This is a genomic window from Shewanella olleyana (assembly GCF_023283825.1).
Classification (GTDB): Bacteria; Pseudomonadota; Gammaproteobacteria; order Enterobacterales; family Shewanellaceae; genus Shewanella; species Shewanella olleyana.
Genome location: NZ_JAKILD010000017.1, coordinates 38,244 through 56,742 on the forward strand (window position 1 = coordinate 38,244; position 18,499 = coordinate 56,742).

The 18,499-nt window shown below is 41.6% G+C and carries 18 protein-coding genes; 12 read left to right on the forward strand and 6 right to left on the reverse strand.

Going from position 1 to position 18,499, the window contains the following annotated elements; genetic code table 11:
- Nucleotides 1-74: 74 nt before the first annotated feature.
- Entirely contained in the window at nt 75-623 is a 549-nt protein-coding gene (locus L2735_RS13035) for a TonB-dependent receptor (protein WP_248985119.1), read from the reverse strand.
- A gap of 244 nt (nt 624-867) precedes the next feature.
- Between L2735_RS13035 and L2735_RS13040 the strand changes: the two genes are divergently transcribed.
- On the forward strand, nt 868-2,136 hold the full coding sequence (locus L2735_RS13040) for a mechanosensitive ion channel family protein (RefSeq protein WP_248985120.1): 1,269 nt from the start codon (nt 868-870) through the stop codon (nt 2,134-2,136).
- A gap of 57 nt (nt 2,137-2,193) precedes the next feature.
- Here L2735_RS13040 and L2735_RS13045 read toward each other — a convergent pair whose 3' ends face one another.
- Entirely contained in the window at nt 2,194-2,766 is a 573-nt protein-coding gene (locus L2735_RS13045; RefSeq protein ID WP_248985121.1) for a lysophospholipid acyltransferase family protein, read from the reverse strand.
- A gap of 936 nt (nt 2,767-3,702) precedes the next feature.
- On the opposite strand from L2735_RS13045, the gene L2735_RS13055 reads away from it, so the two are divergent.
- Complete coding sequence (locus L2735_RS13055) at nt 3,703-4,125, forward strand: YybH family protein (protein WP_248985184.1); 423 nt, start codon at nt 3,703-3,705, stop codon at nt 4,123-4,125.
- A 33-nt stretch (nt 4,126-4,158) separates the two neighbouring features.
- Here the strand turns inward: L2735_RS13055 and L2735_RS13060 are convergent, their stop codons facing one another.
- Together L2735_RS13060 and L2735_RS13065 are read right to left on the reverse strand one after the other, a co-directional pair.
- Entirely contained in the window at nt 4,159-4,947 is a 789-nt protein-coding gene (locus L2735_RS13060; protein WP_248985185.1) for an NRDE family protein, read from the reverse strand.
- 191 nt (nt 4,948-5,138) lie between these two features.
- The gene (locus tag L2735_RS13065; protein WP_248985186.1) at nt 5,139-6,722 is read right to left on the reverse strand and encodes a metal transporter; all 1,584 of its coding nucleotides are present in this window, start codon (nt 6,720-6,722) and stop codon (nt 5,139-5,141) included.
- A 217-nt stretch (nt 6,723-6,939) separates the two neighbouring features.
- Between L2735_RS13065 and L2735_RS13070 the strand changes: the two genes are divergently transcribed.
- The 3 genes from L2735_RS13070 to L2735_RS13080 all read left to right on the forward strand — a co-directional run bounded on the left by L2735_RS13070 (nt 6,940) and on the right by L2735_RS13080 (nt 10,928).
- Nucleotides 6,940-7,533, forward strand: a complete 594-nt coding sequence (locus L2735_RS13070) for a YhgN family NAAT transporter (RefSeq protein WP_248985122.1) — start codon at nt 6,940-6,942, stop codon at nt 7,531-7,533.
- Between the two features lie 243 nt (nt 7,534-7,776).
- Nucleotides 7,777-8,046, forward strand: a complete 270-nt coding sequence (locus tag L2735_RS13075; RefSeq protein ID WP_248985123.1) for a hypothetical protein — start codon at nt 7,777-7,779, stop codon at nt 8,044-8,046.
- 2 nt (nt 8,047-8,048) lie between these two features.
- Complete coding sequence (locus L2735_RS13080) at nt 8,049-10,928, forward strand: immune inhibitor A domain-containing protein (protein ID WP_248985124.1); 2,880 nt, start codon at nt 8,049-8,051, stop codon at nt 10,926-10,928.
- An 82-nt stretch (nt 10,929-11,010) separates the two neighbouring features.
- Here L2735_RS13080 and L2735_RS13085 read toward each other — a convergent pair whose 3' ends face one another.
- The gene (locus L2735_RS13085; protein ID WP_248985125.1) at nt 11,011-11,607 is read right to left on the reverse strand and encodes a chorismate--pyruvate lyase family protein; all 597 of its coding nucleotides are present in this window, start codon (nt 11,605-11,607) and stop codon (nt 11,011-11,013) included.
- Between the two features lie 78 nt (nt 11,608-11,685).
- Here L2735_RS13085 and L2735_RS13090 point away from each other — a divergent pair, with 78 nt between their 5' ends.
- Both L2735_RS13090 and rlmF read left to right on the forward strand, forming a co-directional pair.
- A complete protein-coding gene (locus L2735_RS13090) occupies nt 11,686-12,087 on the forward strand; it encodes a flagellar basal body-associated protein FliL (RefSeq protein WP_248985126.1) in 402 nt (133 codons plus the stop codon).
- Complete coding sequence (gene rlmF, locus L2735_RS13095) at nt 12,087-13,217, forward strand: 23S rRNA (adenine(1618)-N(6))-methyltransferase RlmF (RefSeq protein ID WP_248985127.1); 1,131 nt, start codon at nt 12,087-12,089, stop codon at nt 13,215-13,217. The genes L2735_RS13090 and rlmF overlap by 1 nt, the downstream gene beginning before the upstream one ends.
- A gap of 51 nt (nt 13,218-13,268) precedes the next feature.
- Here rlmF and L2735_RS13100 read toward each other — a convergent pair whose 3' ends face one another.
- The gene (locus L2735_RS13100; RefSeq protein ID WP_248985187.1) at nt 13,269-14,117 is read right to left on the reverse strand and encodes a formate dehydrogenase accessory sulfurtransferase FdhD; all 849 of its coding nucleotides are present in this window, start codon (nt 14,115-14,117) and stop codon (nt 13,269-13,271) included.
- A 415-nt stretch (nt 14,118-14,532) separates the two neighbouring features.
- Between L2735_RS13100 and L2735_RS13105 the strand changes: the two genes are divergently transcribed.
- The 5 genes from L2735_RS13105 (at nt 14,533) to L2735_RS13125 (ending at nt 18,495) form a co-directional block, all read left to right on the forward strand.
- Nucleotides 14,533-14,997: a DUF3305 domain-containing protein gene (locus L2735_RS13105; RefSeq protein ID WP_248985128.1), complete on the forward strand. Its 465-nt coding sequence runs from the start codon at nt 14,533-14,535 to the stop codon at nt 14,995-14,997.
- A complete protein-coding gene (locus L2735_RS13110; RefSeq protein WP_248985129.1) occupies nt 14,997-15,617 on the forward strand; it encodes a DUF3306 domain-containing protein in 621 nt (206 codons plus the stop codon). Before L2735_RS13105 ends, L2735_RS13110 begins: the two co-directional genes overlap by 1 nt.
- A 137-nt stretch (nt 15,618-15,754) precedes the next feature.
- Nucleotides 15,755-17,455: a 4Fe-4S binding protein gene (locus L2735_RS13115; RefSeq protein WP_248985130.1), complete on the forward strand. Its 1,701-nt coding sequence runs from the start codon at nt 15,755-15,757 to the stop codon at nt 17,453-17,455.
- A gap of 10 nt (nt 17,456-17,465) precedes the next feature.
- Nucleotides 17,466-18,155: a TorD/DmsD family molecular chaperone gene (locus L2735_RS13120; protein WP_248985131.1), complete on the forward strand. Its 690-nt coding sequence runs from the start codon at nt 17,466-17,468 to the stop codon at nt 18,153-18,155.
- A gap of 139 nt (nt 18,156-18,294) precedes the next feature.
- Nucleotides 18,295-18,495, forward strand: coding sequence for a twin-arginine translocation signal domain-containing protein (locus L2735_RS13125; protein ID WP_153912917.1), 201 nt, complete (start codon nt 18,295-18,297; stop codon nt 18,493-18,495).
- The last annotated feature ends 4 nt before the right edge of the window (nt 18,496-18,499 follow it).

Consider the following 18,499-nt stretch of genomic DNA (forward strand, 5'->3'; position numbering starts at 1 on the left):
TTAAATAAGCTTGCGAGTAGATTCTAGTCAATAAAAAAGGACCTTCGGGTCCTTTTTTATTACTTGAAATGAACTTACATCGTTAGACCAATTGAAATAATTGCCGCTTCAGCACTGGTGTCGTAACCTGCACCAATAACAAAACCTTCCATAAAGGTGTATCTAATACCTAATTCAGCACCCCATACTTTTTCGCGGTCACGCTCCCACACAGGTTCAGCGCCCACGATAAATGGCACAATATTATCTGTGGTATTTTCTTCATAAACGAATACTGTGGCACCACCATATAGACTTAAATCTTGGGTTAAGCTGTAGCTTAAACCAAAGCGCCACATATATTCTTTAGCATAGCCTTCACCTGGCTCGGGTACGTCAATATCGTATTTATCGCCCCATGCATAACCAATGTAATATCCCCAATCAGCATAGCTAGGGTCAAAATGTCTAGCTGCAATAGTGACACCAAACATATCACCACGGGTATCAATATAATCAACTAATAATGCGACTGAAGGGGTGTAGCTTTGTGTATCTTCATCATCGGTTGTGTTTGCTTGAGCTTGTTGGCTAAATGCCACTAAGCCAAAAATAAGAGCGATAGCAAGCCAAAATTGTTTCATAGAATACCTCTACCTGTTTGGATGCTGCTATTGTTAGGCTTTGGCAATCTTAGGTCAATATTTGCTCGTGCATTTACGACAGATATCAAGGAATGTTTTATTGTTGTTGTCAGTTTGTTTTGTGGCGGTGGGGGGCTTAATGAAGTTTTGTCATATAATTGATTGTCATCGTTTAAAACAATAAATATGTTATCTTAGCCAATGGTTTTGGGCCGCTTAAGTTTAAGTAAATAAGGAATGAAGAGTGGATAACGAGTTACGCGCAAATATTTCTCAGTGGTTATTAGACGTTGGAGTGAATAGCCAGCCTTCAGATGGTGTGGCCACCTCTATTTTACTCTTCGCCAGTTTAGTGATCGCTACGATTGCGTATTACATAACTAAAAAAGTCTTCGTTAAAGCCGTAAATGCCGTTATTCGAAAGTCGACCGTGACTTGGGATGATATTTTCATGCGTTACGGTGTGCTAGAAAAGCTCGCCTTATTGGTACCTGCCATAATTGTCGATTTATTAGTGCCGATTGTGTTAACTCATCAAGAATTCTTGGGCGTTGTTCTGGATCGAGGCTTAAGTGTCATGGTGGTGCTATTTGTCATCCGCGCATGTTATGCCGGTCTTGATGCCGCAAATGAGATTGCTGATGTTCAATTGATTAGCCGTCGCTTACCGGTTAAAAGTTTTGTTCAGCTTTTTAAACTATTCTTGTTTTTCATCGGGGCGATTATTTCAGTATCAGTGCTCGCTGATCAATCACCTATTTACTTTTTAAGTGGCTTAGGTGTCGCAACCGGTTTAGTCATGTTGGTATTTAGAGATACCATCTTAGGCTTTGTTGCAGGTATTCAATTAGCGGCTAACCGTATGGTGAGCAAAGGCGATTGGATCCAGATGGATAAATACGGCGCCGATGGTGCTGTGGATGAAGTCTCGCTCAACACGGTTAAAGTGCGTAATTGGGACAATACCATTACGATGATCCCTGCCTACGCTCTGGTATCAGATGCTTTTAAAAACTGGCGTGGCATGTCTGAAAAGGGTGGACGCCGGATTAAACGTTCCATTAATATCGATGTGAATAGCATTCATTTTTTATCTGATGAAGAAGTGACTCGACTATCTAAGGTCAATTACCTTAAAGATTATTTCCCTAAAATAATTTCAGAAATCACTCATTCAAATGAACAAGTGAGTGATTTTGATATGCCTGTTAATGGTCGTCGTATGACTAATATAGGGACATTCAGGGCTTATTTAGACGCTTACCTTAAAAACAACAATAAGCTTCATACTGACATGACACTAATGGTTCGTCAGCTTGCACCGACAACCCAAGGCTTGCCCATTGAATTGTATGTGTTCACCAATGATACTCGCTGGGCATTTTATGAAGGTATTCAGGCCGATATTTTTGACCATGTGTTTGCCATTTTGCCTGAGTTTGGCTTAAAAGCATTTCAAAATCCAACAGGCAATGATATTCGCAGTATTAAAAGCGAGCCTGAGGTTCACTAAGCTTATTATTTTCGATAGAGTCGTCAGTTAAAAAACTTAAAGCCAAGCTAGGTCGCTCTAGTTTGGCTTTTTAATTTTGGCAGGTTCATATGCTGGGACCACCTTAGGGTGATGACCTGTTATGCCACGAAAAAAGTCCATTATCGCATTCATATCAGTTGTCATATCATCACTGGTATCCATAGGTGTATTGAGCACAATGGTTTTACGAGCGAAGTCGAGTCCTACGGTGATAATTGGTACCTTGGCTTTGACGGCAATATGATAAAAACCTGTTTTCCAGCGAGTGACTGCACTGCGAGTCCCTTCTGGCGCTAATGCCAATTTGTAGTGACTATTGGTTTCAAAAAGCTGTACTGCAGCATCGACCATATTATTGTTTTTTCTGCGATCAACAGGGCTGCCGCCTAGCCATTTGAAAAACCAGCCCCAAGGTGGAATAAATAATTGATGTTTTCCTAAAAAGTGGATGTTCATTCCCAGTGCTGAGCGGGCAATTATGCCAATAATAAAATCCCAGTTGCTAGTATGAGGCCCAACAACCATGATGAACTGTCCATCAGCAGATACGTTGCCTTCAAACTGCCAGCCCATTATTTTAAGAAGCCATAAGTTAATTTTACGAAACATGGATCATTTTCCAGTTTATTTATATCTGATACGCTAGAATCTAACGATAAGATAATGAAATATTTTACGAATATTATTTTTGCTAGTATTTAGGTCCTGCTGATCTTTGCTGGTTAAGTTTTGTTCGAAATGAAAGCGTTTTAATTGAGGCGGATGAATTGATGCCTAGTCATCTAAGCAAAATTCATCCAACAAAGAGTAAAACACTTTTAGTCGAACCCTTTGGGCAGCGTTTGTTGGCGATTTTTACTGCGTTATCGACTTTTTATGTAGAATAACTACACCACAAAGTCTCTGCCTTGTATAAATGGCTAACAATTCGCTGCAAAAATAACCTTGAAAGATCAACAGGCCCTAGTAATAGCTAAATTATATTGCTTTAGTACAGTGGCGAGCGATACGTAAGATGTCAGATTTATAAACAAAGTTTGCACGCCAATGATGCGATAATTAACTAACCTATCGTATTCATTGCCGTAATACAAAAGTGCCAATTCTTTATTTCTTATTGGGAAATTAGGAAGCAATCAGCAAGGAGAGTGTGTGAAGCACCATACAACAATCAGTATTAGCGTATTTTGCCTATTATTTTCAATGATGAGCATTGCAGCTGACAATAAGCCAACGAGTGAAACGCTGACTGAAAATGCTAACTCCACTGCAGCGCCAACGAATGAGCAATCTGCAGAAACTGTCACTGAACAAGCATTAAAGTCAGTTCCACTAAAGCCGGTATCAGCTGAGAAAGTCGAAGTCGGGTCAATTAAGCCTGTTGCTGTTGATGCTCAGACTCAGACTCAAACTCAAACCTCAACCGAAGTCGACCCAGTTAAACCTGAAAGTGCCAATGTGACAGATGTGGTCAATAGCACTGCCGAGGAAGTGAAGAAGCAACCAGAAACATTTACGCCAGTCACTCCGGTTGCTGCCGTTGATATTAACCCTGATGATGCTGTACCAATTTCGTTAGATGAAGTTAATGCTGACAGCGCCATTCCCACAGACCGTATTCGTTCAGTCATCTCAAATCAAGAAAAGGCATGGAATAGCGGTGATATCGACGCTTACATGCAGGGTTATTGGAACAGTGACAAGCTGCGCTTCGTATCAAATGGGAAGTACAATTATGGTTGGGACTCAATATTAGCTAGCTATAAACGCAGTTACCCAACTTCGCAGAGTATGGGAAAGCTAAGTTTTAATGTACGTGAAATAAAAATGTTGAGTAACTACGCAGCGCTAGTGGTTGGACGTTGGACATTAGAGCGAGCTAAAGACAAGCCAAGCGGCGTATTTACACTGTTAATTGAACGCATTGATGACAAATGGGTCATTACCCACGATCACTCTTCTGATTAATCGAGTGATAAAATACAATCGTTAGGGCAAGCGCTATTCAGGCTTAATACTGAATCGTTGTTGCCCTAAATTCCTTGCTTTACCATCGTAACGCACTTCGGTAAATGCAATATTACCTTGAACATCCCGCATAACAACACTGGTAGAGCGAGTGCCATATTCTGGGTGTTTGATAAAAATCGCAGATAGTAGCCTTTCCCATTCGAGGCCAATCCCTGTATTGGGTAAGCTAGTGTCATCAGCTTCAGATTCATCACGCATTAACCCTAGCATTTGTTCTACATCAGGCTCTGTATGACTTAACACATGTTGCTCTAGTGCTTGTTGCCCTTTGGCCATTTTAGGCCAAACATCATCTAATGCACCGTTACTGACCGCATGAAATCCCTTTTCTAATGGCAAGTTTTCATGAGTTGCACTGTTAAAACACCATAATTTATCATTCTGTTGATACACCAAGTTAAATGAACCGTAGTTGTTGCTGTGTTGCTTGAGCCATTGCTCGGTTAAGCTGCCGTCATTTGATAATGCTTTTAGCACTAATTCGCCACGGCTGCGCATACCTTCGTTATCGGATAGGTTGCGAATGTTGGTGAGTGCGGAAAACTGCCCCAGCTTATTGACTCCCAACCAAGTGCCACCCGCTTGTAAATCTTTACCTGCAAGAACTTTCGATGAAAGATTGGCTGGCTCAGCTGAATTGGGTGTGGCTGGCCAGAAGTGGGCAGGTTCTGTTGGGCGGTGATGAAACTCATCTCGGTTAGCACAGACGATTAAAGGCCATTTGGGATGCATGTCGACAGCGATAAATAAGATGCACATAAGCTCTACCAGCATAGGATGATAAAACATCATAACCTAAAACTTAATGGCTAAGTATGGGAGAAGGGATAATCGGTTTTTGGCACTATTTTAGGCACTATAAGTGGCCGATATTAAGTGGCCGTTATCATTTTATGTAGAGCGGCTCGTTGTCGCAGGGTTAATCGCGACAACGAGAAATGTCATATGTGTTAATGATGGTGCTTATGACTGTGTTCGTGCTTATGGCTGTGGTTATGAGCGTGGTTATGAGTGTGGTCATGATCGTGTTCATGACTGTGACCTTTAAACTTTATCAGTAGTCGACTGAGGAATTCTCTTGGACCTAAGCGCAATAAACTGGCACTAAAGACTACGCCAACCATCACCGCAGCAGTAATATTAACGCTATTTGGCAGAGTTAATACTTGATGCCAGTCTCCTAATAAGTAATAAGCAAATAATAGTGCTATTGCTAAAACTGCAGACAAAGCCGCTCTCATCGGCCAATTCATTAACTTAAGCTGACTGATGCTCAGCACAGGAGCCGCAATTAATACAAAAGCTACGGCTACATTGCTCCAGCCGCTGTAAGCTAAAGAAAGTGCTAAAACAGCTGCACCAAGATTACAAAAACGCATTGGCAAAAATACCGCCATTAATATCATCACTTGCAGTACGGGGTTTTCGAAGTGCACTGATGGATGACCAATTAAATTGGCTAAAATGAGGCTTAATGTAATCCAAGGGGCACTTCTATCAACAAGGTGAGCAAAACCAAAACGCCAACTTGATGTCGGTAAGTTCTCGTGAGGATCGGTTAGTTCAACTTTTCCAAGGGTCAACAATGCGCCGACAAACAACAAACCTATTGCTTGATACAATGCAAACCAAGGACCTAACAATAGTAAAGTGATAAATAAAGCTTCAGGGCCAGCGAGACGTTGCAACCAGCGACTGGCTAAACTGTCATTTTGCGGTGATAAACCCGCTTTAAATCGAGCACTAGCAATTAAATAGCTAACAATTAGAATCGGTGAAATGGTCAGTAACCATGTCATAAACTGTTCTGAACCATGGCTATGGGCATGATCGTGGCCGCCTGTATCAACAAACAGTAATAATGCGAGTAATCCAACCCCAAACAAACTTCCGATCCCGGCTTGATATTGGTAGCGGCCCTGTTGATCGTCATCGGAGTGACCATGAGGCTGGTGTAAGACAACATGTAAGATTGAGCCGGTTACAAAAGCTTGTAAGTAAACCGTGTTGTCGATACTTAAGTGCTGCAGAAGTTGTTCGCCAGCAAAGTAGCCTATACCTGTTAATACCATCATGGCGGCAAGGACTGCGCTAGCCCATCGGGTACCTACTTGAGGTTTTAATAGCCACCAAATAGCTACGCCGACTGGTAAGCGGTGCATGATCACACCCAAAGCTAATAGAATAGAATTACCTTCTTGCTGCGCTAATACCATAGCGCCGCCATCTGTGATGGTGTGCAGAAGTAGTCCGCCAATACCTAATGTCAGGGTGACGTTATGGGTAATATCCGAGTAACGGTGGAATAAGCGTTCGCTGGCAGTTGGCCCCCAAAGGCCCAATACCACAAATAATAAGGTGAGGATCCCGCCATGGTGAAGTAATTCGGGCAAAATGTGGATAAGGACTAGCCCGCCTAAAGAGACGAAGATAAATCCATCCAAGCCTTTTTGTAGCCCACTTCCTGATGAGAAGTAGCGATAAAAAAGCGGTCCGAATAAAAGTGCGATACAACTAGCGACTAGATAGAGCATGGAATCCAAAGAATCTAAGAAACAGGAAAAAACAATCAAGTATATCCTAGTATTCCATTTAACTTAATACTTGCTGAGCCTGATTATTGAACATCATGAGAATTTACACGGTAAAGCACGAGATAAAATTGATAAATTTAAACTGCTCATACCTGCTAAATGACTGTATTAAGTATACAATAGCGCTTCTTTGTTAATCATTAATAGACTAAATGTAATGGATATATTTTCAGCAGCCGTGATGTTGTTTTTGATCATGGACCCTTTAGGGAATTTACCGATATTTGCATCAATTTTGAGGCATATCGAACCTAAAAAACGTCGCCGAGTGCTTATTCGTGAGTTATTGATTGCGCTCGCTATTATGCTGCTGTTTCTCTTTGCTGGCGAAGCGATTCTTAATTTCCTAAATTTACGCCAAGAGTCAGTCAGTATAGCCGGCGGTATTATCTTATTTTTAATTGCGATTAAGATGATATTCCCACAACCTGGTGGCGTAGTGGGACTTGCTGCGGGTGAGGAACCATTTATTGTGCCAATGGCGATTCCGCTGATGGCTGGTCCATCAGTGTTAGCCGCGCTCATTTTACTTGCTCACAGTGATAGCTCTCGGATGGCTGATTGGACTATTGCGCTTTTTGTCGCTTGGGGTGTGAGTGCAATCATTCTGCTATTTTATAAAGTATTTACTCGCATACTAGGAGAAAAAGGCCTTACAGCCGTAGAGCGGCTTATGGGGATGGTGCTGGTAATGATTTCTGTGCAAATGTTCCTCGACGGTATTTCGAGTTATATGAAAAGTACAGCTTAGACACATAAATGATCCCTGTTAGGGTATTTTTCGTACATTAAGGCCGCAGTAGCGGCCTTTTTTGTATTTGTTTTTTGAGGGTAAGTGGCTGCTAAATATATGTTTTTAGAGCAATTTTGAGTTGCCGTTTACATGTGTAAACATTGACGCTGTAAATCTGTAGATAAAAGCTAATAAACGATTTGTAACCCGTTGGTAATAACTGTTAATGTTCGGTTAATCTATACTGATGTAAGTTGAATTATGAAACGGATTTTAGCAATACTTTTAAGCGGTTCTTTAATGGCGTGTACTCACCAGACAGCAGTGCAAAACTCGCCGACTGATATAAAACCGCCAAAGGTGCAATGTGGTGCAATGCCACCATTGCTTGATACTCAAGGGATAAGAAACAATTTACTTAAGCGTGGTGATATCACACCTGAGATGACAGAGGCGCAGCAGCAAACGGTCATTAATGAATATATTGCTAAACGCAACAATGCCTACAAAAAATGTACACAAGGGAAGTAGTTATGGCTATTAAATCTACACAAATCCAATTATCTGTTATGACTCCTTTAGCATTTACTTTGGCGGTAATATTAAGCGCACCTTCTTGGGCTGCTCCTTTAAAGCACACATCACCAGCAGATGCTGGCGTTATCAACCCCCAGCAGATTGTTTATTGGCTTACTAAACGCGGTGAATTAAGTGCTGATGCATCTGATGCAGAAAAACAAATTGCAGTTGCTAACTATACTCGCAAAGCCCGCGGTAACAATCATGCGATACCCGCTGAACAAACTAAACGAGTTGAACAAATTGCTCGAGCTAAGCAGCAACAGAATGCTGCATCAGTGGCTACTTTTGCCGATAGCGATATTAAAAAGAGCGTGAACGTACTGGCGGTATTAGTCGACTTCCCAGATTTGCCCTATAACAATAATAGGCTGACTTCAGCTGATACAGGCATGTATTACAGTAATTATTCAGTGGAGCATTATGAAGACATTTTGTTTTCAACTTCAGGGTTTACCGGACCTAATGGTGAGAATTTAGAAACGGCTTATCAGTATTTCAAGCAAGCATCAGGTGACACCTTTACCTTTAACGGTGAAGTTAAAGGCTGGGTGACCGCTGATAATAATGCTGCTTATTATGGTGGTAACGACGCTAACTTTAATGACGATGATAAAGCCGCTCCTGAACTTGTTATGGAAGCGGTGACAAAAGCAGTTGCAGGAATGACAACTGCTGAGTTAGCTCAATACGATATTGAAGACCCTTATGACATCAATAATAACGGTAATCTAGATGAACCTGATGGCATTATTGATCACATCGTTATTTTTCATTCAAGCGTCGGTGAAGAAGCCGGTGGTGGCGTGTTGGGTACCGATGCTATTTGGTCTCATCGTTACTATGTTGGCGCAAGTTCATTTGGTAGTACCTTGCCTGGAACCTCAATGAAGGTCTACGGTTATACGGTACAACCGATTGATTCAGCGACCGGTGTGATAACTCATGAGTTTGGTCATGATCTTGGTTTGCCTGATGAATATGATATTTCAGGTGGCGGTGGTGAAGGCTCTCCTGTAGGAAGTTGGTCTTTAATGTCGGGCGGCTCTTGGGTTGGGCAAGCGACAAATGGCAACTATATAGCGGGTACCAGACCTTCAGGCTTTAGCCCTTATGCTCGTTCGTATTTACAAGAACGCTATAAAGGGAAGTGGGTTAACGAGCAAACCATTAACTGGGCAGATATTGGTGAAACAGGCTTATCTGTCAACCTAGTGTCTGCGGTTAATGCAGAAGAAGTGAATCAACTATCAATTGCACTGCCTACAGCTGCTATTGAGTTTAAACAGCCACTAACAGGTGAATATCAATATCATTCTGGTAAAGGTCATATGATGACTAATACCATGAGTTTCAATCTTGATGTGCCGACTGGCGCACCTTCATCGTTATCTTTTCAAGCTCACTGGGATATCGAAGTTGACTATGATTACACCCAAGTATTAATTAATGGTGTTGCTGTTGCTGGTAACCATACCTCAGCGGTGAATCCGCTTTATAGCGGGGTTTCACATTATATCTCAGGCTTATCAAGCAATATTAGCTCTGCTAGTGGGAGCGACTCTTGGGTTGAACTGACTTACGATTTAGCCGCTTTTGAAGGTCAAAATGTCCAAGTTCAAATAAACTATATTACCGATGAAGCAGTAGGTGGTTACGGCATTACCATTGATGATATTGCCCTTACTCATCAAGGTAGTGCGGTTTATCAAGACGGCGCAGAAACGGCTGATACCGTTGTCGTTGACGGTTTTGCGCGAATTGACGATAGCTTACCGGGACAACCACAACGTTATATTGTGCAGCTACGTAATTATCAAGGTATTGACGAAGGTTTAGCGAACATAGGTTATGAGCCGGGCGTATTACTTTGGCTTGAAAACGAAAACTATGAAGACAATAACGTTTCTGAACATGCAGGTTATGGCTTAATTGGTCTAGTGGATGCTGATCAAAACATAATTAGTAATGGTTCAACAGACGTGCAAATTCGTGATGCCAGCTTTAGTTTATATCCTCAAACAACTTATCAGTCTGATGCTCATTTAAGTAATGTCAGTTTATTTGATGACAGTCGAGATTATAGTGCCCCGTTACAGCCTCAGTCAGGGCTTGAGCTACGCGAGCTTGGGTTAACAATGAGTGTCACTGCACAATCGACTAATAGTGATACTGCAACAGTCGAATTTAAACGCAATATTGTTATTACCAATCCAGGTGAAACAACACTTGAAGCGAGTTTTGACGTAGTTGTCAGCGAATATAAAGTCGACTTTACTGCCAGCGTACAAGGCGGCGACGGTGATTACACTTATGCTTGGGATTTTGGTGAAGCTAATGCTACGAGTTCAGTGGTTAATCCTACACACACCTATAGCTCGTCTGACGGTTTTGTTGTTACCCTAACAGTGACAGATTCTAATGGTGAGACTGCAACCTACAGCCGTATCGTTGAAGTTGTTATATCTATTGCTGCCGACTTTGATATCGCGATAGTGGGTGATAATGAAAGAACGGTTCGATTAACTAATAATACCGCTGGTGGCTTTGGTGAATTGAACTACTCATGGGATATGGGTGATGGTAATACGGTAACGGGTGAAAGCCCTGCCGATTACACTTATGCTGCTGATGGAAGTTATACCATTTTACTTACAGTGACGGATGAAAAAGGCAATCAGCATCTTCACGCAGTGAGCTTTACGGTACCCACAAACTCTAGTGGAGGGAATACCGAAGAGAGTGGTGGAAGCAGTGGCGGCGGTAGCGTAGGTTGGTTCAGCTTATTGATATTGGGTTTGTTGGTACGCAACAGAAGTCATTTTAAAACATAGGTTTTATTGAATAGCTTCAAATTAGTCAAAGCAAAGGCATGGTGAAAACCATGCCTTTATATTATCTACAGCGAGGCTGAGTTTATTCTTTGCCGCTTGTTTGATGGCTTAGCTCGCTCATCATATTAATTTTAGTCACAGCGGCGGGCAGGAATATTTCGCTCACTATGATATCTTGCGCTGCTAAATTGAAATAACGGCGGCGGCCCCACAAAGGCGCATTCACTTGTTGGGATAAACTGGTAGCCAGTTGAGCTAATTTACTGCAGCTTTCAAACTCAGCGACTTCGATTTTTCCTGGGACAATATCATTACTTGAAAACAATAACTCACCTAAAGGTCTAGTTCCTAAGCCTTTAAAGTTATGTTGATGATTAGAGGTTAAGTCTTCTGGTACTAACGTTCGAGCAAACACCCAAGGTTCCCCATCAAGGCACAGTAAAACTTCTCGCACCCAAACACGGCTTTGGTGAGGACACTCTCCAGCTAATGGGGTAGTGAGATGCTCGCCCAGCACTTTGACTTCAAAATCTTGGCAACAACTTCTTAATTTTTGAGTTAAACTGCCCGTAGCAAGTAACCATTCTTTTAGGGCTGTTTTTGGCATAGAATGGAATTTCTCAGGTGAAAACCACTGGATTGATTCACCGTAGGGAAAGCTTAAGCTGGTCACTGTCATTCATTACTCGTTACAATGTACAAAACGGGTGCAGTTTATCACGACAGCGCATATATAAATAATGGAGTTTGATTAACGATGGCAAAGTACGTATACGCAATTTTACTTTCAATGATGTTTTCAATGAATGTACATAGTGCCGATGAAAAAGCGGTAGAGAACTTTGCTTATTATGGTTTTGAGCCAGACATTGTCACCAACTACATTTCAAACCGTAAAAAATTAGGCTTTGTAAAAATCAGTGTTGAGCTGATGGTGAAAGACCCAGATCATTTGTTGCTTATTGAGCATCATGACCCTTTATTACGTTCAGCAATTGTAGAAGTGTTAGGTAATCAAGCCGAAGATAAAGTGAAGTCACTAACGGGGCGTGAAGATATTCGCCGTGAGTGCTACGAAACGGTTAACCGACTCTTAGAAGAAGAAACAGGACAACAAATCGTAGTTAATTTGTTGTTTACTAAATATTTATACGATTAATGAAACAGAATAAATCTCAATCAGCAGATAAATTTGCGACTAAAGACTCAGCACGTATACCCACTCATAAAGTAAAGAGTGGCAAACAAATTAAAAGTGCAGCTAATAAGGCTCATCTAGGTAAGGGTAACGCTGTAAAAGCGACCTCTAAAAAGCTGCATTCGCGAAATAAGCATAACCAAGGTTATGATTTTGATAAGCTTATTTCAGAGTGTCCCAAATTGTCCCACTTTGTAAAACCAAATCCTTACGGCAACTTATCGATAGATTTTGCGGATCCACAAGCGGTGAAATGCTTGAACGCAGCGATACTAAAAACCGATTATCAAATTGAACATTGGGATATACCTGAAGGGTTCTTATGCCCGCCAGTCCCCGGTCGAGTTGATTATCTGCATTACATTGCGGATTTATTAAGTATCAATGGCAAGGTGCCTAAAGGACAAAAAGTCAAAGCGTTGGACATAGGCACTGGAGCTAACGGCATTTATCCTCTGCTAGGTATTCAGTCTTATGGCTGGGAGTTTGTAGCCAGCGATATTGACCCTATATCTATTGCTAATGTTGCAAGTATTGCTGATAAAAATCAGGCGATTAATCGAAAGCTGACGGTACGGCTTCAACAAAACGACAGCCACATTTTTAACGGAATTATTGCTAAAAATGAGCGTTTTGATATCACACTTTGTAATCCACCTTTTCATCGCTCATTGGAAGAAGCAACCCAAGGTAGCATGAAAAAGAATGCCAATTTAGCCGCTAATCGCGCTAAAAAAGGCACAAAAAATCCACAGTCTGTGGTTTCAGAAAAAAACACTAAATCAGCATCAAGCAGTTTGAACTTTGGTGGTCAGAAAGCTGAGTTGTGGTGTGAAGGCGGAGAGCAACAGTTTCTGGCAAATATGATTACTGAAAGTCAGCAGTTTGCTTCACAGTGTTTATGGTTTAGCTCATTGGTGTCTAAATCAGAGAATTTAAAACCTTGTTATGCCTTACTAAAAAAACTATCGGCAAACAGTGTTAAAACCATTGAAATGCAACAAGGTAATAAGATTACCCGAGTATTGGCGTGGAGTTTTTTAACTGAAACCCAGCGAGAACAGTGGGCTAAATTTAGAAATATGCAATGATGGTTAACAACCTCTTTTGGAGGTTGTTAACGACATATCTATTGAGCGATATTACTTATCTTTATTGGCATCAAACTCAATGTTTTCAGCACCATGATAAACAAGGAAGTGACGGCCTTTAGCGCGAGCAATAATGGTAATTCCCATCTTTTGGGCGAGTTCAAGGCCCATTTGGGTCACACCGCTACGAGACAATAATACTGGAATACCCATCTTGGCGACTTTTATCACCATCTCTGAGGTTAAACGACCGGTAGTGTAAAAGATTTTATCGTTACCATTTTCACCTTCAAGCCACATGTCACCTGCTAAGGTATCCACCGCATTGTGGCGACCCACATCTTCGATGAATGCTTGTATTTGGTCGTCTTTACAAATTCCACAACCATGAACAGCACCTGCATTTTTGTAGGTGTCATTGTAGGCGTTGATATTTTTTAGCAGGCTATACAAGGTGGATTGTTTAAGCTCAGGTGTAGGCAAGTTGATGTCATCAAGTCCTTGCATAAAGCCACCATAAACAGTGCCTTGGCCACAACCTGATGTGACTGTTTTCTCTGATAGTTTTTCATCTAAATCAGCTGTTTTTTCTTGGGTCAAGATAGCCGCTGAGTTGACGTCCCAATCGACAATGATTGATTCAAGCAAGTTAGCATCACTGACAAATCCTTGGTTTTTTAAATAGCCAAGTGCTAAGGATTCAGGCTTTGCGCCTAAGGTCATTAGGGTAACAATGGGCTGCCAATTCAAGTAAACCGTAAGAGGACGTTCACAGGCGACAAACTTATCAATGCTCTCACCTAATTCGTTTATGGCTTTAACAGGTAGCGTTAATGGGACTTCTGCTTGTGTTTTGACTAGCTTAAGTGGAGCGCTGGCACGGGTATTGGATTGTGTCATTGATATTGAGGCCTCTGACGGTGTCATCCATAGCCATCATCGGCTTAAAGATGAGAATCGTGATTAAAACTAACTGCATATCAGCATAGCAACTTTTGTTCCTCCAACAGCAAGTAGATTGTAAATGCGTGATCTAACACAAAAGTTAATCAGTAACAGCTAATTAACGTAGCCTTATGTCCTAGTAAAATTAGCAATATGGACAAATTGTCCTACTCTTAGAGTTGATTAAGCGATCTAGGTCAAACTTTTGGTTTTATTTAACCTGGCACTATTATTGCAGATTAATTGCTATATAGAGAAATAAGACCTTTATTTTCAATATTCTAGGTCATGAATTTGTTAAATAACTTGATGTATTTATTGTGTTTTTGTTTGTTTCTCGTTGGTTTATATTTTTAAGGGCAAAGCTTTTATGCAACATACTGAAGATGTTTGGCCTATGTACGTTTCGCTAAAGAAAGTAGAGAAGATGGTTGGCCGTTGGCCATCTGTTACTTGGGAAGTTGACCAAATACTTCCTGCGACACATGAAGCGCCTGAAGGGGCGAAGTTAGTTTTATTTGAATTACATAAAGATGAGCGTGGCAGTTACCGAATCAATTTAGATATGGATAACACCATGCTTTACATCGTTTGTGATGAACTCAGCGATGGAACATGGGTTCCGGCAGCTATTTCTTGTGACCAAAATGTCGCAGCAGGCTGTTTAGAGTCAGAAACGCCAGTGCTTAATATCCCAATGCCAGAAGCGCTTGCTTGTTGGGTTGAAGCATTTATTACACGTCATGGCGAGGTTGTTATTTCAGCTAGTCGTCGTAAGCACGTTAATCGCCGCAAGGATCAAGGCCCAAGTACAGATCACCTTCGGAGTCATTAATGAGCGATAAACCTAGAGGTTTTTTCTCGCGTTGGAGTGAGCGTCGAGAGCAAGTTGAAGCTGAAGCTGCCCAAGAGTTAGCGGATAAAGAACAACTCGCAGAAGCAACACAAGCTGAGTCAGCAGATGGCAATGAACATCTTGAGACTGAAACTGTAGCTACAGATGCTGACAAAATACTTGAAGTTGAAGATTTACCGGATCCAGAGAAAATTGAAGTTGGCGGTAGTTTTGCATCGTTTATGGGAGCTAATGTATCTCCTGAGGCAAAATCAGCAGCGTTAAAAGCATTATGGAAACAACCGCAATATAACGAAATCGATGGCTTACTTGAGTATGCCCTTGATTACAGCAACCAACCTAAGTTGAGCCCAGAAGTTTCAGCTGAGTTGGCGAAAAAAATCTTCCGTCATGTCGTTAAGGACGAAGAAGAAACAGCTGAAGATGAAACGTTATTAGCAAGCGAGGGAGATGACACGGTTGGTGATGCAACTGATGCCCCGCAAGTATTAAATGAGAAGAGTGAATTAGTCGCTGAAACAGGTTTAGTTAATCAGAGTGATGATCTGGTTATGGCACAGGAAGTGGAACAACCGCTTCAAGAGCAAACTAAAGCTTAATTATCAGCAAATAATTTTATGTCCACTATTTTGGTGTGTCAGGTAAAGAACTTATAGATTTCGAGCTGATGTGATTGATGCTTAAAGATGAAAGCCTCAATGACTAATGGATTTACAGCACAGAATAAGTCTTCCACATGCTAAAAACTGTTCAGGAACGCAATGTGAGCAATAGTCAAACCCCGCTTGAACTACAACAAGTTCGTCAGCAGGTATTAGCACAGACTCAAGTGATTCAAAACTTGATTCCGCCAACAGTCAGTTACACGACTGAAGGCAATGTGTTAGTCATCGGCCCAGAAGATTTGGCCCGATTAGCTGCAGACAAACTGTCTACTATGGCCAATACCGTCATTTTGGCCAACGAAGCAATTACTAGCCAAGATGAAGAACATCTTGAAGCGGTAATGAATGCTGCTGTTAATAGTGAGAGCTATTACAACAAACTTATCTCGGTTAAAGGCTTTTTAGGCCAATTCCAAGTAACGGTGGAAAGTGAAGGCCAAGACAGCAATGCTGCTGAATTGAGCTTAGTGGCAATTCGTAAACCACACTTTGATATTGTTTTAGACTTAAGCATGAACCCATGCCTTAACCTTGAAATGCTGCCACCTGGTTATTTTTACGTAGGCCAAGATGCTGAGAAATTAGCGGATGCATTAGATCAAATTCCAGATTTAGTCGGTGAGTTTGATAAACCTCGTTATGTGAAAGTGAACAGTGATATTTGTGCTCATAACCGTAATGGTGTTAATGGTTGTAACCGTTGTTTGAACTTCTGCCCTGCAGATGCCATCAGCAGTATCGAGCAGAAAATTGAAATCGACCCATACCTTTGTCACGGTGCTGGTAGTTGTACCAATGCCTGTCCAACGGGGGCAATCGCTTTTGATTTACCAACGCCGCAAGCACTTCACAGCTATATTCAAAAGCTAGTTAGCCGCTACCTTGAGCAAGCTCAAGCCGCGCCAGTTATCTTATTCCATGACAGTGCCGTTGGTGCTGAGCACATTACCGCTGATTTAGTGGGTGACATTATTCCGGTTGAACTGGAAGAAATCACTGTCGCCAGCATCGATCACTGGATGTCAGCATTAGCTTGGGGTGCTCGTCAGGTATTAATTTTAAATACTGATGCGACAGCGCCGACATTGACGCAAATGTTGAATGGTGAATTGTCACTAGCGAACACCATTTTAGATGAAATGGGTCAGCCGCAGCGTATCAGCTTGATTGATACACAAACGTTGGCATCGCTAAATGACAAGCTAGCTATCAGTTTAGATTGGCCATTAATCGTGCCTGCGGCGTTCTCGCCAACGACAAAGCGTGAAACTTTATATGCTGCGATTGATCATCTTAATGAGCAAGCAGCAGCGACTGAAACCAGCATTGCAATGAGCAATGTGCCTTACGGTAAAGTCGAAGTAAACGCTGATAAATGTACCTTGTGTATGTCATGTGTTGCGACGTGTCCAACCCAAGCATTAACTGATGGTGGTGATAAACCTGCGCTTCACTTTGTTGAGCAAGATTGTGTTCAATGTGGCTTGTGTGAAAGTTCATGTCCTGAAGATGTGATTAGCATTACATCACAAATCAATCTCAATCAGGCATCACGTCAAGAGCGTCAAACTTTAAAAGAAGAGCCTCCATTTGAATGTATTCGCTGTGGTACAGCGTTTGCGACTCAATCTATGGTTCATCGCATGATAGATATGATTGGAGGTCACTCAGCATTTAACGCCAACATCGAGCGTTTAAAAATGTGTGGTGATTGCCGCGTAAAAGATATGTTTGAAGACATTCTTGAAGACCCTGAGAAGCAACTTCGATAAGAGACCCGATATGACCGAATTAGTTAGAGAAATTTCAGAAAACGATCAGCTACGGGCAGATATTTACCAAATATTGGCAGCCTTATTACGTCGTCAACCAAGTGCAGAGCTACTTGCATTTTTAGCTGAACTTGAAATTGATGCAGAAGAAGAAAATGACATCACTGCAGCTTGGGCTGCATTGAAAGTTGCTGCAACCAAATACACAGAAAAAGAACTTGAAGAAGAGTACTTCAATATTTTCTACGGTGTGGGACGTGGTGAAGTATTACCTTACGGTAGCTGGTTCATGACAGGTTCATTAATGGACAAGCCTTTAGCATTGTTACGCCAAGATCTACTGCAATTAGGTTTTGCTCGTGAAGATGAAGTCAAAGAGCCAGAGGATCATGTTGCTGCATTATGTGAAGTAATGGGTACTTTGATTTTAGAAGCACCTGGTTACCGTCAATTAGCGTTTTACCAACGCCATATCGGCAGCTGGATTGCCCGTTTCTGTGACACATTAGAAAAGACACCAAGTGCTGCTTTTTACGCACCTGTTGCACAGTTAGCAAAAGCATTTTTTGAAATTGAAGCGAATGAATTTGAGCAATTAAGCTTAAACATTCCTGTTAACTGCCCTGGTAGTGAAGCAGAAGCTGCAGCATCAGAAAGTGCGGAAAAAATTGAACCTTCAACTAACGAATTGGCATCTTAATTTAGCCATTGTTATTGCTGGTGCAAAGATTTATGCCGCTGGATATAAATTCATCGGCATAGACCGAAACGGGAGGCAACTCCCACTCAATCTAGGGTGTCAGAACCCTGTTATTTAAGCGTTATATTAAGGAGAGACTATGAAGAAGCAAGCTTCCGTCATGGATCGTCGTCAAATGCTAAAAGCATTGGCCGTCGGTAGTGCCGCTGGCGCAGTTGCGACTGTTAGCGGACAAGCTCTTGCTGCCTCACCAGAAGCCACACCAGTTGTGGGCAAAAGTGATGGTTACAGAGAAACAAGCCATGTACGTAGTTACTACGACACATTACGTAGTAAGTAATTTA